This window comes from Hymenobacter ginkgonis (assembly GCF_009755225.1).
GTDB lineage: Bacteria > Bacteroidota > Bacteroidia > Cytophagales > Hymenobacteraceae > Hymenobacter > Hymenobacter ginkgonis.
The window spans coordinates 61,802-76,447 of the sequence record NZ_WQKZ01000007.1 but is presented as its reverse complement, the minus strand read 5'-3'; the positions used below and the strand labels follow the sequence as shown (position 1 = coordinate 76,447).

Sequence of the window (14,646 nt, the reverse complement as noted above, 5' to 3'; positions counted from 1 at the left end):
GTATATGCAAGCCACTGGCAGCTCTACCCGGCCCTACGTCATTGCCTGGGTATTTTCCTTGATGTTCTATTTTTTAGCCTACGCCATTCGCTCGTCGCCCGCCGTCATGATTCCCGAGCTGGCGCGGGCCTTCGGCGTGTCGGCCGGGGGGATAGGGAATATCTTGGGCACCTACTACTACGCCTATGCGCTTACGGGCCTAATTGCTGGCTTTGCTCTCGACCGCCTGGGGCCTAAGTACTCGGTGCCAGCCGGAGTAGGCGTGTTGGCGCTAGGCTGTCTGCTGTTCGCCATTCCGGATGCGGCAGCCGGCAATGCCGGGCGACTGGTGCAGGGCATGGGGTCAGCGTTTGCCTTCATTGGGGCAGTGTATTTGGCTTCCCATGCGTTCTCGGCGGGCTCGCTGGCCACGGCCATCGGCGCTACGCAGTGCCTGGGCATGCTAGGCGGCTCGGTGGGGCAGTCGGCAGTGGGCCCGCTGCTGCGGCAGGGCCTGGGTGTGCACACGTTTTGGCTGGCCATGGGCGGGGCTAACCTGCTCATCGGCCTGGGGCTGCAGTTTATCATTCCGGCCGTGCCTAAGGCTGTTCAGCCCACCGCTGAGCCGCCAGCCAGCCTAGGTGCCACGCTACGTATTGTTTTTTCCAATCCGCAGTCCTACTTGTGTGGGCTGGTGGCGGGCCTGTTGTTTGCCCCCACCACCTTGTTTGCCATGACGTGGGGGGTAGCCTTTTTGCAGCACGACTGGCAGGTGAGCTACGTCGCGGCCACCTGGGCCTGCTCGATGGTGCCGCTGGGCTGGGTGGTGGGCTGCCCGCTGCTAGGCTGGGCCGCCGACCACGTGGGCCGCAAGCCCGTGCTGCTGGCCGGGGCCGGGCTCATGCTGCTCAGCTTTGCGCAGTTTGTGCTGCTGCCCGGCTGGTTGCCCCTGCCCGCCAGCTTGTTTTTGTTTGGCGTCGCCTCGGGCGTAGCTATGATTCCATATTCCATCATCAAGGAGGTAAACCCCGACCAGGTGAAGGGCAGCGCCACCGGGGCCATGAACTTCCTGACGTTTGGCGTCACGGCCTTGGTGGGGCCGCTATTTGGGCGCTGGTTTGGGCAGGGCTTGGCCACGGCGCCTGACCCACTAGCGCACTTTCGGGCGGCGGGGCTGTTTTGGCTGATGGGCATCGGGCTGGCCATCATCGGCAGCCTATTTCTGCGCGAGACTGGACGTAAGCAAGTCGCTCAAATTGTTGTGCCAGCTACGGAGCTACGTCCGGCGGTAATTGCCTAAGGCTAAAGGGGCATAACAGTCACTTACACCGTCTTATTGATGAGCCATCTGCTAATTTTGCAAACCTCCATTCCTTAGTAGACCCAAGCTTTCCTCACAATTTAATCCATTGATTATCAAGGCGTATTACTCCAATAAGGGTGCCTTACTAGATGCGCATAGCGTTCAACAGAGAGTTCGTTCTTTGAACGCTTTCAGCATCCCACTCAGCTGGTTCGAAAGGCCGTTTTTTGAGCTCTTTTTCGGGAGAGTAATGTGAACAGTATACCACCTGCTACCTGACGGCGTAGGAAGCAAGAGCTCGCGGGGCTTTTCTAACTGAACTGCCGAACTTGGGCCTGTTTCCCCTGACTTCCACTCGCTCGGCGTGCGTTCCGCTTGCGTCGGCTTTGCCCATGAGTTTTGTCCCCGCCGATTACCCGCAGTTTCTCACCGCTATCAAACAGCGGGTACGTGCCGCCCAGTACCAAGCCCTACAGGCCGTTAACCGCGAGCAACTGCAGCTCTATTGGGACCTAGGACAACTGATTGCCGAACGGCGGCAGCAAGCGGGCTGGGGCAAGAAGATTGTCGAAACGCTGGCTCACGACCTGCAAACCGAATTTGTGGGCCTCAGCGGCTTTTCGGCTTCTAATCTGTGGCGCATGCGGGCTTTCTATTTAGCCTACGCCCACGAGGAGATTCTCGCACCACTGGTGCGAGAATTAGGCTGGAGCCTGAATGTGGCCATCTTGGAGAAAACGTAGTCCGCGCACGAGCGCTTCTTCTACGTAAGCCAAGCCCTTCAGCACCGCTGGACCAAAGCCACCTTACTGCATCAGCTGCAAGCCCAGGCCTACCAGAAGACCGTCACAGCCCAGCACAACTTCGAACAGACCTTGCCAGTGGCGCAGCACGCCCCGGCCGTGCTAGCTCTTAAAGACGAATACCTCTTTGACTTTCTGGAACTGAGTGTGCCGCATTCGGAATATGAGTTGGAGCAGGCCTTGCTCAGCCACGTGCGGCGCTTTTTGAGCGAGATGGATGGGGACTTCACCTTCATTAGCAATCAGTACCGGCTAGAACTCGCGAGGCAGGAGTATTTTATTGACTTACTGCTCTTCCACCGCGAACTACAATGCTTGGTGGCCATTGAGCTCAAGATTGACGAGTTCCGGCCCGAGTACGCGGGTAAGATGAACTGCTACCTCTGCGTGCTCAATGACACCGTGCGCAAGGCACATGAGCAACCTAGCATCGGCATTATCACCTGCCAGAGTAAAAACCGCACGGTAGTCGAATTTGCCCTGCGTGATGTCAACAAACCCATCGTCGTGGCAACCTACACGTATTTCGATACACTGCCCAGCGAACTACGGCCCTTCTTTCCTTTCAACGAAGAATTGGTGCGCCGTCTCGATGCCGTAACGCCGGCCTTGCAGGCACCTTTCGAAAGCAAGTCCACGACACCTACGGGAGCTGATCAACCTTAATAAACTGGCTTCAGTGCGCGAGCAGGGTAGTCAGCAGGGCCTACAGTGGTTGGCTACTTGGTCCATTGCACAAATACATGCTCTTCGCCCGCGAGCTCCTCGTCAATGATGGCCGCGATAAGGGTCCAGTCTCCTCCCGCTAGCCCCGCGCCAAGAGTTGGGTAGCCAATGCGGCGGCCAGCATACGCCTGCTTCACGCTTCGAAAGACTTGCCTAATGGCGGCATAATCTGCTTTTAGCCCACCTCCGCGCCACTGATACTGCGTGTACCCATTGAAGATAGTCAACACTTTGCCGGGGACATCTATATGGGCCACGGAGTAGCTACCGAGTTCGCTGTGGTCCCCGGATACCGTTGTGAGGTCAGCCTGATAGGCAGCAGGGAATACCTGTTTGATGGTTTTGGCGATACCAGCGCCCATCTGACAAAATCAATTACAGCCGTGCACGATAACGTCAAATTCGCCTGCTTTCGCTTTCTGGACTAGATCATCATGTTCCGTTTGCATCACCTATTTTCCGTTTGCATCACCTATTTATTACTTCATTTCGAAGGTAAAACTGGCTCACTCAAAAGTCTTATAGTTTCCAATACGTAAAGTAGCGGCTCAAAAAGAGCTGATCTAAGCCCCCTAAGTGCCTGCCGCCCTACGTCATCGCGCTACAAACCGGTCCGAAAACCGATTTGACCGGTCAGGCAAACCGGTCAAATCGGTAGGTAAATGCGTGCTTTTTGAAAGCAGTTTGACCGGTTTTGAGACCGGCTTGACCGGTTTTCAGAGTAGGTTATCCTCGCTTTCGGTGGGGTAACCCGGGTGGATCGGACTTGGCCTGCTTGCTGCTACTTGGTCGCTACTACCTACTACTGCTTGGCCACCAATAAGCCCAGTGGCTCTGAAAGGGGGGGGGCAATGTTGAGCCCCTCCTGCTTCTTTTACGTGTTGCAATCCAGGGTTTGCAGTCAGTAATGTCCCTATTAATATATCGTCAGTCGGGTCGACTCTCGCCCACAACGTAAGATGTACACGCCAGCGGGGATACTGGTCAGATCCAAGGCTAGTATCCCAACCGGAACCGTGCAGATACTTCGGCCGCTTAGGTCGAGCAGTTCCGCTGGGCCGTCTGTCGAGGTCGTCCACTGAACCCGCCCGTGAGTCGGGTTGGGAAAGAGTACCAGGGCGTTGGGTGCTGCGCTGCTGCCCACAGCCAGCGCTCGCACTGGTGAAAAAGTAGCTGTGCCGTCCGTGTCTACCTGGCGTAGGCGGTAGTATACGATGGCCGCTGGGTAATGCGCGATGTCTAGGTCTGTCCAAGTGTAAGCGTAGCCGACGGAGGAGGTGCCATGACCCGGCACTCGCCCCAACGGGGCAAACACGTGGCCATCAGAACTGCTTTGCACTTCGAAGTAATTGCTGTTCTTCTCGGATGCCGTTGTCCAGCGCAGCAGGGCAGCACGGCTCTGTTGTGCGACCGAGAACGCTGTCAATTCCACAGGTAATGGCCCCGCTGGTTGGATGGAAACAGTGCTGGTCGCCAACGAAATAGCGCCCGCCTGCGAGAGCCCGCGCCCGATAAGGCGGGAGCCCGTCATCAGGTTGATGGCCCCATCGGAAAGAATCGTGCCGCGGAACAGGGCATTCTCCCCCAAGTCGAACCGGCCCGTTATCCGCCAGTAGACATTGCTGACAGCAGCGCCATTAATTAGCACCACGCTTGCGGCCGTTCCGGTGGCCAGTGCCCCGTCGATGTTGAGAATAAACAACGAATTTGGGTCGCCCTGGCCGTCGAGGGTCAAGGTGCCGTTCAGCGTGGCGGCCGCCCCCGTGCAGTACGTATTGGGGGTAAGCGTCTGCCCACCCAAGTTGACGCCGATGGTGATGCCGCACGTAACCGCACTCAGGGCACTGTATGCGGCCCGTACGTCGGCCGCAGCTTGGACAGATGCACTGTTCTGTACCTGAGTTTGCCCAGTGAGCATTTCAGGAAGAAAGCCCGTGAAGGCTCCCGCATTGGTGCCGATGTCGCCGTTGATGAGGGTGGGGCCGGAGTTGTTGACGGCGCCCACCGCGGTGAACAAGACAAAGCTAGCTGCAGCGCCCAGAGGCGGCGGGGCCTGCCCAAAACCGACCTGCGGCAAAATCAGCAGCGCGGCAGCGGATAGGAGTAGGCGAAGTTTCATGGGCTCGGAGTAAAGTGATAACTTTGTGAAGTACAAATCTCCACCTCCTAAACCCTTAGATTTTTACATATTACCCTAAATAATTTATATAGTTTACATGGGTTAAAACAAGTTTTTTTTGTGCTTCAGTCCTTTGAAAAAGGTAGGGGTTAGTCCGGTTTCCTTTTTGAACTGCCCAGACAGATGGGCGACGCTACTGTAACTGAGTTTAGCGGCGATTTCGGTCAGGTTCAATTCGTCGTAGAGCAACAGCTCTTTTACCCGCTCAATCTTGTGCCGGATAATAGAGCGCTCAATGGTGACGCCGGTGGACTCCGAAAAAAGGGTGGCAAGGTAGGCGTAGTCTCTATCGAGCTGTTGGTTAATGTATTCGGAGTTTTTGATTTTTGGCAGCGTATCGGCGTTGAGCACCAGTTGCATGATGCAGGTCTGAATCTGTTCAATCACGGCGCCTTTGCTGTGGTCGAGCAATTCGACCCCTAGCTCCTGCAGCTCTCGTTGCAACTGCTCGTGCTGCTCGGGGCTGATGTCCTGCTTGAATTCTACTTCTCCCAAATCCACCTGGCCGTAGTGCAGCCCGAGCTTGTCGAGCTTGTCCTGCACCTGCATTTTGCAGCGCACGCTGACCATGTATTTAATATATGGTTTCATGCAAATAAATTAAAATTAATATAAATTAGACTGGGCTGACCAAGACCGGGCCCTACTAGCCAGCGGATAAGAAAAAAGCACAGGCAAGTATTTGGGTTGAAATGAGGTGGTCGGATAATTTTGGACAGAATAAGGCTTTACCCTTCCTGCGTCATGAAAGACAGCCCGCAACCCATCAAACACCGCCGTTACGATGCCCCTTTTAGCTTCTCACCCTTGCCGCCTATTCTTGGCACGACCACTTTACCAAACTAAAGGAATCCAGGTAAGCGGGCGTGACGTACGAAGCCGGCGCAACGCCCTGCGTGGCGAATAAGGCTAGGTAGCGCGGCTCAAAAGCGAAGGTCCCGCGGGCGGCTTCCGTGAAGGCGAAGCTTTCCATCGTGCCCGTCGCGTAGAGGAACCGAAAGTGGCGGCCCTTCTTTTCAATTTTGAGGGCCGACTTGCGCAGGTTGGCCGCGACGAGCGCGTCGGCGGGATACCGCAAGGCAAACAAGGGGACGTGCGCAAATTCCTCAGGCTTGCTGCGGCTGGCGGCCTCCGCCGAGCTCAGGCCCTGCACGATAATCTCGGCGGGATGGGCGTAGCCCCCGAAGTAATCGTTGTAGGACAGCGAGAGGCGCAGCAGCTTACCAGTAAATTCTTTGTTTTCAGCAAGCAAGAGGCCCGCCTGCTGCCAGTTGTGGCGAGGGAAGAACTGGTCGAGGTGCAGTTCGGCCGAAAAGCACTCCGCGCCAATGCGCCGCACCAGCAGGTTGCGAATACCTGCTGGGCGCTGGCCCGCGGGCCAGCTATCGCCCGGCAGGGTATAGAGCGCGCAGGTGCCGGGACGGGCCGTCCGCTTCGTCCACCACGCGGTATCCAGGTGCTGCACTGACCACCCCCGGTTCCGGAGCGAATCGGCGGCTAGACTAGTAAATGAATCGTGGAAATCGGTCGGGGCGGGAGCACGTACCAGCCACCAGCCTACGGCTATCGTACTACTTACTACAGAAGCTGCGACTAGGAAGCCTACCCAGCGCGGTGTCCGCCGGCGGGCCAACGGCGTAGGAGGAGTGGCGGTAGCCGTTGGGGCAGGCACCGCCGCAGAAATTGATAAGGAGGGGGCTGCGAGGCTGCTGCGGTACTGAAACCAGTAGGGATAATGACTCTCGTGCGTTTTGCGCCGCCCCTCGTCGGTGTGGGGTGCTTGCAGCACGAAGCGGGCCAGGGTATCAAGCGTGGCCACCGACGGATTTTCCTGCTTACCCTCCGTACGGTGGAGCAGGTAGCGCGCGTAATTTTTGAGGCTCTTGCTACCCACCACCAAGCCGGTCTGCTCTAAGATCGCGGCCGCTAGCAGCCTACTGTCCGCTTCGGAAAGGGGGGCGTGCAGGGGCTGGCCCAGTCCCTGCCGGCATACCGCCTCAAACAGGCGGCGAAAGGCCGCTTCGTTACTTACCTGCTCCATATAGGGCCGATTCCAGAACATTTCCACGGCAATTCTGAAGGTTTCCAGGCCAGTTGTTGCTGGTCGGGGGGCCGGCTGGCACCTTTGCCACATGTCAAAAGTAGCTACTGTTTTACTCCTACTGGGCTTGCTGCTGCCGGCTCGCCGCCTACTGGCACAGAACCTCCAGTTCCACTACGACCTGCGCCACACGCTCGCCCCCGCTGCCAACTCGTCCAACTTTCCGTCCCTCTCGTTCGAGTACTTCAAGAACAGTGATACGCTCAACCACGGGGCCTTCCTGTTCAAGCTCCAGGCCGACCTCACGGGCCAGCGCCACAACCAGGGCCAGTTGTATACCCAGCTCACTCAAACCCTGCGTTACTGGAAACCCCAGGTGCAATTAGCCCTTAACTACACCGCCGGCCTAGGCGTAACGCCTGACGGCTACGGCTTTTATCTAACCAGCACCCTGGGGGCAGGCCTGGCCTACCCCTTCCAGTGGAAAGGAGCCTTTTTATCGGTCAATGCCCTCTACCGCTACACGGCCTTCGAACGCCCTAGCTACGACCCGCAACTGACCTTCTATTTCGGCCGGGGCTTCTTCCACTATAAGCTGTTCGCGGCGGGGAGCTTGGTGGGGTGGACCGAAAATCGCAACCAGGGCACCCCCGAAACCAGCCAGTTTACTGGTAAGAAGATAGCGTTCTTCGGCGACCCTCAACTTTGGTTTACCGTGCGCAAGGGCTTAGCGGTGGGAAGTCGGGTCAATGTATACTACCATCTGCTAAGCACCAAAGACCAGGTACAACTCTACCCCACGCTTGGAATAAAGCACCTGTTTTAGATACCCTATTAGGGTAACAGACTACTTTGAATGGATTCTGAAAGTAGGCGAACGGCGGCATGCTAGTATCGACTGCCAGACAAATGTAAATTCATAAAATACTGACCACTAATACAAAGCTTTCCAATAAGGGCCAGGTTAGCAAGGCATTCCACAAATGCTACAGTGAAACTTTACGCTGGGCGAAGGTGTGGCAAGCCAAGCGCGAGGCTGACCAGTAAACACGGCGCGCCTATTAGCAAGCGGAAGCTAAAACGTATGATTGCACTCTCCGTTGCCGGGCTCGTTCACCAGTTGCTGGCTAAATAAAAAGGAGCTTCTTCATTGCTGCAACGATTTAAAATACAAGCTAGTAGCTACTATGCTTTTCAAATCAAAACAATGAGTTTAATTAGCCTGCTAGGTAAGCTACTTGCTTTTTTACCAGGCACCTTGTCAGGAGCCGTATTTTAGTGCTCTTATTGCCCCTATTATTTGTTTTTCGAGCCTTATGTCTGCTCACACTCCGGCGCACCCGGCCCCCATGCCGGCTTCCGAAGACCTGCTGGAAGTGCTATTCAACGTCTCGATGACGGGCGTTATCCTTTTTCGGCCCGTGTTCGCGGCCGACGGGGCCGAAATCGTGGACTTGGCCTACGTGCGGCTCAACACCGCCGCCCAGCAGATGCTGCAGTTGCCGGAGCGGCCCGAGCAGTCGTTCCTGACGCTTTACCCCACTGCCCGGCCCACCGGCGTATTCGACTTTTACTGCCAGGCGTTCCAGGCGGCCACGGTCAAGCGGCACCAATTCAATTACCAGCACGACGGGCTCGACGCCTACTTCTACCTCGCGGCGCAGCGTAGCGGGGAAGTGCTGGTCGTCAGCTTCACCGACACCAACGAGCAGCCCCGCTCGGCGGTGGAAGAGGCGTTGCGCGCGAGCCAGGTCCGCGAGCAGGCGGCCCTGGCCGCCGCCGAAGCCCGGCAAGCGACGCTCTACGCCATGTTTGAGCAAGCGCCCGTAGCCATCAGCCTGCTGCAAGGCCCCACCCACGTTATTGAGTTTGCCAACGCGCGCATGGCGCAGCTCTGGGACCGGTCCCTGGCGCAGGTAGCGGGGCAGGCCCACTTTACGGCCCTGCCCGAGCTGGCCGGCCAGGGGTTCGAGGACATACTCGGCGCTGTCTGGCGCACAGGCGAGCCCCATTACTTGCAGGAGCAGTTCGTTTCCCTGCGCCGGGCCGGGCAGCCGTACCAGGGGTACTTTAACATCACCTATCAGCCGAGCTACGACGGCCAGGGGCAGCGCACGGGCGTGCTGACGTCGGCCATTGACGTCACGGAGCAGGTCCTGGCTCGCCAGCAGGTCGAACAGCTCAACCAGCAGCTCGAAGCGGCCCGCGCCGAGGCCGAGCGCGAGCGGAACCAGCTGCAAGCCCTTATCGCGCAAGCCCCGGTGGCCATCGCTTTGTTTGAGGGGGAAGACTTGCACGTTACGTCAGTGAATGCCGTGATATCGGCGCTCTGGGGCCACACCCCCGCGCAGGTCCTAGGCCGGCCGCTGCTGGAGGGCGTGCCCGAGCTGCAAGGCCAGGGCTTCGACGACTTGCTGCGGCAGGTGCTGCACACGCAGGCGCCGTATACCGGCACCGAAATCCCCGCCACGCTGCGGCGCGGCGGCCAGCTTCACACGACCTATTTCAACTTCGTGTACCAGCCGCTTTACGAGGTTGAAGGCCAGGTAACCGGCGTACTCTGCGTAGCCGTGGACGTGACCGAGCAGGTAGTGGCCCGCCAGCAGGTGCAGACGCTTAACGAGGAGCTGGCCGCTATTAATGAGGAGCTGCGGGCTAGCAACGAGGAATACCAGTTGGCCAACGTGGCCCTCATCAAGTCGCAGCAGCAGCTGCGGCAGCTTACGCACGAGCTGGAAGCCCGCGTGCAGCAGCGCACCGCCGAGGCTGTGCAGGCCCGCCTCAGCACGGAACACCAGCGCCAGCGGCTGGAACGGCTGCTCTGGGAGGCCCCAGCCGCCGTGGCCATTATCGGCGGGCCGGAATTGGTGTTCGAGTTTTTCAATCCGCTCTACGCCGCCATGTTTGCCGGGCGGCCGCAAATCGGCTTGTCGATACTAGACGCTATGCCCGAATTGCGGGGTCAGGAAGCCCTGCGCACGCTGCGCCAGGTGTACGAAACCGGCCAGACCCACCAGGAAACCAGCATTCTGGTGCCACTGGCCCGCCCGGCAGACGGCCACCTGGAGGACCGCTACTTTGATTACGTGCAGCAGGCCCGCTTCAACGAGCAGGGCCAGGTTGATGGCGCGCTCGTGTTTGCCTTTGAAGTCACGCGCCAGCTGCTCGCCCAGCAGCAGGTGCAGATACTGAACCAGGAGCTGACGGTCACCAACGAAGAGTTGAACGAAAGCAACACCCGGCTTACGCGTACCAACGTGGACCTGGACACCTTCGTCTACACGGCCTCCCACGACCTCAAGGCCCCGATTACCAACATCGAAAGCATCACCCTGGCCCTGCGCGAGACCCTACCCCCCGCCGTGCAGCAGGATAAGCTGGTGGCTCACCTGCTCGACCTGCTAACCCAGACCACGGCGCGCTTCCAGTTCACCATCGGCCAGCTCACGGATATTTCCCGGTTGCAGCTGGTGCACGCCGGCCCCGCCGAGCCGGTGCACCTAGCCGCCGTGGTGGAGGCCGTGCGCCTGGATTTGACCCCGCTTATTGCGGCCGCCGGGGCGCAGCTCACGGTCGAGGTCGCGCCCGAGCTGGTCGTGTCCTTCTCGCCGGCCAACTTGCGCTCGGCCATCTACAACCTGCTTAGCAACGCCGTGAAATACCGCGCCTCCGACCGGCCCTGCCAGATACGGGTGCATGCAGCCCGCACCGGGCAGCGCGTCGTGCTCACCGTGCAGGACAATGGCTTGGGCATGAGCGAAGTGCAGCAGCGGCAGCTGTTCGGCTTGTTTCAGCGGCTGCACACTCACGTGGAGGGCACGGGCGTGGGCCTCTACATCACCAAGCGCCTGGTCGAGAACGGCGGCGGCACTATCGCCGTTGAGAGCCAGGTAGACCGCGGCACCACCTTCACCCTCACGTTTCCCGCCTAAGTCGATTACCGCTCTTGCTACCAATGCCCCTCCTGTCCAGTATCCTGCTCGTCGATGATGACAGTACCACCAATTTTCTCAACAAGCTCTTGCTCACGCAGATGAGCGTGGCCCAGCAGGTGCTCACGGCCGGCGACGGCGAGCAGGCCCTGCGCACGCTCGACCAGACCTGCAACGCCCCCGATAGCTCGGCGTGCCCTAGGCTCATTTTGCTGGATATGAACATGCCCGTGCTCAACGGCCTGGGCTTTCTGGAAGCCTACGTGCAGATGCCCCTGGCCCAGCAGCGCGCCATTGTCATCTTCATGCTCACGACCTCGCTGCACCCCATCGACCTAGCGCGGGCCGAGCAATTACCCATTGCCGGCTTCCTCAACAAGCCCCTTACCAAGGATAAAGTGACGACGCTGCTCCGGGAACACTTTGGCCAGTAGGCACTAGGCGTCGGGGGCCAGGTTAAACCCGGAATTTTCCTGGCTTCCAGTGGGCTAGCCAGGGTGGCTAGCTATTATCTTTGGCTAGTCCTACCTAATTAGTTTTTTATCCTACGCGCCACGCACCGGCTGCCCGCGGCCCTCGTCTAGCAAACGCGGGCTGCAGCGATGGTTTTCCTGTCGTTCAGGGCTTTACCCCCGGTGTCGCTATGGCTTCCTTCGCCGATTTCTCTTCGGCCGACTCGTCGGCTATTCCCCCCGCTGCCGACTCGGCTGATGCCCAGCACCTGCTGGCCCAGCGCCAGGCCCTCTACCGCTTCTACGACGACACGCCGGCGGCCGTGTGCGTGCTGCGCGGCCCCGCCCACCACTACGAATACCTGAACGCCGCCTACCAGCGGCTGCTGCCCAGCCGCCCGCTGCTGGGCCTGCCGGTGGCCGAGGCCCTGCCCGAGTTGGTAGCCACGGGCATCCTGGCCCTGCTCGATGGCGTGTACCAGACCGGCACCACCTACCACGGCACCGAGCAGTCCGTGCCGCTGGCCGCCACTGCCGACCAGCCGGCCGAGGAGCGGTTCTTCACCTTCACCTACCAGGCCACCCGCGAGCAAGGCGCGGTGGTGGGTATCAGCACTTTCGCTACCGACGTGACGGAGCAGGTGCGCGCCCGCCGCCAGCAGGAAGCCCAGCGCCGGCAGCTAGCGGAGCTGTTTGAGCAGGCCCCGGTGGGCATTGCCACGTTTCGCGGCCCGCGCTACGTCATCGAAATGGCCAACCCGGCCGTGTGCGCCCTCTGGGGCCGCACCCCGGCGCAGGCCGTGGGGATGCCGCTCTTCGAGCTGCTGCCCGAGGCAGCTGGCCAGGGCTTCGAGGAGCTGCTGGATGGCGTGCTGGCCACCGGCGAGCCCTACGTGGCCCACGAGCTGCCCTCCTTCATCGACCGCGACGGCCACCGCGATACGGTGTACTGGAACTTCGTGTACCACCCCCTGCGCGAAACCGACGGGCGCATTACCGGCATTACGGTGGTGGCCACCGAGGTCAGCGAGAGCGTGCAGACCCGCCGGCAGGTCGAGCAGCTCAACCACGAGCTGGAAGCCCGCGTGACTGAGCGCACCCGCGAGCTGGGCGAGCAGCAGACGCTGCTGGGGGAGATTCTGGGCCAGACGCCCGCCTATATTGCCACGCTCAGCGGGCCGGAGCTGCGCTTTTCCTTCCTCAACAACAACTACCAGCGCCTGCTGGGGGGCCAGCCCGCCCTAGGCCGCCCGCTGGCCGAGGTGCAGCCCGATGCCGTGGCCCAGGGCTTCGGCGAGATGCTCGGCCGCATCGGGGCCGGCGGCCCGCCGGTTGTCAGTCCTACTACCCCCCTCTGGCGCACGCAGTCGGTGGGGCAGCAGCAACTGGGCTACTATGACCTGACCTACGCCCCGCTGCGCGACGCCCAGGGCGAGCCCAGGGGGGTGCTGGCCTTCGGAGTGGAGGTGACCGAGCAGGTGCTGGCCCGCCAGGAGCGCGAAGCCCAGCGCCAGCTGCTGCACACCGTGTTCGAGCAGTCGCCCACCGCCCTGTACGTGGTGCGCGGGGCCAACCACGTGCTGGAAGTAGTAAACCCGCTGATGGCCCGCATCCTGGGGCATTCGGCGGAAGAGCTGCTGGGCCAGCCCTTTATGGAAGCTATGCCGGAGCTGGAAGGCCAGGGCATTGCCGAGCTGCTTGACCAGGTGTGGCACACCGGGCAGCCGTATTACCAGCAGGAACGGCCCGCCCACCTCACCTACCACCAGCCCGGCCAGCCGGGCTACTACACCTTCGTGCACCAGCCCCTGCTCGACGAGCAGGGCGTGGTGGCGGCCATCGCCTGCGTGGCCGTGGATGTGACCGAGCAGGTCAGCGCCCGCCAGCAGGTGCAGGCCCTCAACGAGGAGTTGACCAGCACCAACCAGGCCCTGCTGCAAACCAACCAGCAGCTGCGGCGCACCAACGCCGACCTGGACACGTTCGTGTACACCGCCTCGCACGACCTCAAGTCCCCGATTACCAACCTGGAAGGCCTGCTAGCTGTGCTGCGCGACACGCTGCCCGTGGAGGTGCAGCAGCAGTCGCTAGTCGCCCCGCTACTGGATTTGCTCGACGGCACCGTGGCCCGCTTTCGCCTCACCATCGAGCAGCTCACCGAGCTGATTCGCTTGCAGCAGTCGCCGGCCGGCCCCGCGCAGCAGGTGCCCCTAGGGCCGCTGGTGGCCGCCGTGCTGGCCGACCTGGCGACTGAAGTAACGGCGGCCCAGGCGCAGGTAGAAGTAGCCATTGCCGACGGATTGGGCTTGTACTTCGCCCCAGCCAACCTGCGCTCCATCGTCTACAACCTGGTGAGCAACGCCCTCAAGTACCGCGACCCGGCCCGCCCGGCCCAGGTAACGGTGCGGGCCGAGCGCCAGCCCACCGCCGTGGTGCTCACGGTGCAGGACAACGGCCTGGGCATGAGCGCCAGCCAGCAGGAACGGCTGTTTCAGGCTTTTCAGCGCTTGCATACCCACGTAGAAGGCACGGGCGTGGGCCTCTACATGATTAAGCGCCTGATTGAGAATGTCGGGGCCCGCATCGAGGTAGCCAGCCAACCCGGCCAGGGGTCCACCTTCACCGTTACGTTTCCTATTTGATTCCCTATTTTGACTACTCCTATCCTCAACGGCGTGCTGCTCGTGGACGACGACACCACGACCAATTTTCTTAATAAGCTACTGCTGCTAACCACTATGCGGGTGACTAAAGAGGTGCTCGTAGCCGAAAACGGAGCCGAGGCCCTGCGCATTTTACAGGAGCGCTGCACGCCCCCCGACGGGCCGGGCTGTCCCGAGCTGATTCTGCTCGATATGAACATGCCTATTATGAACGGGCTGGCCTTTCTGGAAGCCTACTTCACCCTGCCGCCCGAGCGGCGGCAGCACACCGTGGTGGCCATGCTCACCACCTCACTCAACCCCCTCGACCAGGTCCGCGTGGAGCAGCTGCCCATCACCGGCTTTCTTAACAAGCCCCTCACCAGGGAGAAAGTAACGACGCTGCTGGCCGAGCACTTCGCAGCCAAGTAAGCAGCCGAAGCGCTTTCTTACCGGTCGCTGGCCGCCTGGCAGAACCGTTCTTTCCGGCTGGGTAAGCGATAACCCTAGGGGGCCAAATCTGGTGAATATCTTCGTGGTGGAACCGTGCTGCCAGGGCCTGTCTGCCCGCTGATTTTATCGTGCTGTT

Annotated in this window: 12 protein-coding genes; 8 read left to right on the top strand and 4 right to left on the bottom strand. The window is 60.3% G+C overall.

Annotation, left to right across the window (positions count from 1 at the left end; genetic code table 11):
- Positions 1–61 precede the first annotated feature (61 nt).
- The 3 genes from GO988_RS21005 (at position 62) to GO988_RS23860 (ending at position 2,751) form a co-directional block, all read left to right on the top strand.
- On the top strand, positions 62–1,279 hold the full coding sequence (locus tag GO988_RS21005; RefSeq protein WP_198172980.1) for an MFS transporter: 1,218 nt from the start codon (positions 62–64) through the stop codon (positions 1,277–1,279).
- A 395-nt stretch (positions 1,280–1,674) separates the two neighbouring features.
- Positions 1,675–2,025 carry a DUF1016 N-terminal domain-containing protein gene (locus GO988_RS23865; RefSeq protein ID WP_198172979.1) on the top strand — a complete coding sequence of 117 codons (351 nt, stop codon included), beginning with the start codon at positions 1,675–1,677 and terminating at the stop codon, positions 2,023–2,025.
- Between the two features lie 138 nt (positions 2,026–2,163).
- Positions 2,164–2,751, top strand: coding sequence for a PDDEXK nuclease domain-containing protein (locus GO988_RS23860; protein WP_198172976.1), 588 nt, complete (start codon positions 2,164–2,166; stop codon positions 2,749–2,751).
- A gap of 53 nt (positions 2,752–2,804) precedes the next feature.
- Here GO988_RS23860 and GO988_RS23855 read toward each other — a convergent pair whose 3' ends face one another.
- From GO988_RS23855 to GO988_RS20980, 4 genes are all read right to left on the bottom strand, one after another.
- A complete protein-coding gene (locus GO988_RS23855; protein WP_198172974.1) occupies positions 2,805–3,068 on the bottom strand; it encodes a macro domain-containing protein in 264 nt (87 codons plus the stop codon).
- A gap of 659 nt (positions 3,069–3,727) precedes the next feature.
- Positions 3,728–4,930 (bottom strand): ice-binding family protein, encoded by a 1,203-nt coding sequence (locus GO988_RS20990; protein ID WP_157569307.1) that lies wholly within the window; start codon positions 4,928–4,930, stop codon positions 3,728–3,730.
- Positions 4,931–5,032: 102 nt separating this feature from the next.
- Positions 5,033–5,581 (bottom strand): helix-turn-helix domain-containing protein, encoded by a 549-nt coding sequence (locus tag GO988_RS20985; RefSeq protein WP_157569305.1) that lies wholly within the window; start codon positions 5,579–5,581, stop codon positions 5,033–5,035.
- 223 nt (positions 5,582–5,804) lie between these two features.
- Positions 5,805–7,031 (bottom strand): hypothetical protein, encoded by a 1,227-nt coding sequence (locus GO988_RS20980; RefSeq protein ID WP_157569303.1) that lies wholly within the window; start codon positions 7,029–7,031, stop codon positions 5,805–5,807.
- Between the two features lie 91 nt (positions 7,032–7,122).
- On the opposite strand from GO988_RS20980, the gene GO988_RS20975 reads away from it, so the two are divergent.
- The 5 genes from GO988_RS20975 (at position 7,123) to GO988_RS20955 (ending at position 14,489) form a co-directional block, all read left to right on the top strand.
- On the top strand, positions 7,123–7,857 hold the full coding sequence (locus GO988_RS20975) for a DUF5020 family protein (RefSeq protein ID WP_157569301.1): 735 nt from the start codon (positions 7,123–7,125) through the stop codon (positions 7,855–7,857).
- A gap of 490 nt (positions 7,858–8,347) precedes the next feature.
- On the top strand, positions 8,348–10,963 hold the full coding sequence (locus GO988_RS20970) for a PAS domain-containing protein (RefSeq protein WP_157569299.1): 2,616 nt from the start codon (positions 8,348–8,350) through the stop codon (positions 10,961–10,963).
- Between the two features lie 23 nt (positions 10,964–10,986).
- A complete protein-coding gene (locus GO988_RS20965) occupies positions 10,987–11,397 on the top strand; it encodes a response regulator (protein ID WP_157569297.1) in 411 nt (136 codons plus the stop codon).
- Positions 11,398–11,606: 209 nt separating this feature from the next.
- On the top strand, positions 11,607–14,057 hold the full coding sequence (locus tag GO988_RS20960; protein ID WP_157569295.1) for a PAS domain-containing sensor histidine kinase: 2,451 nt from the start codon (positions 11,607–11,609) through the stop codon (positions 14,055–14,057).
- 9 nt (positions 14,058–14,066) lie between these two features.
- Entirely contained in the window at positions 14,067–14,489 is a 423-nt protein-coding gene (locus GO988_RS20955; protein ID WP_157569294.1) for a response regulator, read from the top strand.
- Positions 14,490–14,646: the final 157 nt, after the last annotated feature.

Bases quoted from the DNA above. Each gene is read 5' to 3' on its own strand.
- GO988_RS20970 (WP_157569299.1), top strand. From the start codon at position 8,348: ATGTCTGCTCACACTCCGGCGCACCCGGCCCCCATGCCGGCTTCCGAA.
- GO988_RS20965 (WP_157569297.1), top strand. From the start codon at position 10,987: ATGCCCCTCCTGTCCAGTATCCTGCTCGTCGATGATGACAGTACCACC.
- GO988_RS20990 (WP_157569307.1), bottom strand. From the start codon at position 4,930: ATGAAACTTCGCCTACTCCTATCCGCTGCCGCGCTGCTGATTTTGCCG.
- GO988_RS23865 (WP_198172979.1), top strand. From the start codon at position 1,675: ATGAGTTTTGTCCCCGCCGATTACCCGCAGTTTCTCACCGCTATCAAA.
- GO988_RS20975 (WP_157569301.1), top strand. From the start codon at position 7,123: ATGTCAAAAGTAGCTACTGTTTTACTCCTACTGGGCTTGCTGCTGCCG.
- GO988_RS21005 (WP_198172980.1), top strand. From the start codon at position 62: ATGTTCTATTTTTTAGCCTACGCCATTCGCTCGTCGCCCGCCGTCATG.
- GO988_RS20985 (WP_157569305.1), bottom strand. From the start codon at position 5,581: ATGAAACCATATATTAAATACATGGTCAGCGTGCGCTGCAAAATGCAG.
- GO988_RS20960 (WP_157569295.1), top strand. From the start codon at position 11,607: ATGGCTTCCTTCGCCGATTTCTCTTCGGCCGACTCGTCGGCTATTCCC.
- GO988_RS20980 (WP_157569303.1), bottom strand. From the start codon at position 7,031: ATGGAGCAGGTAAGTAACGAAGCGGCCTTTCGCCGCCTGTTTGAGGCG.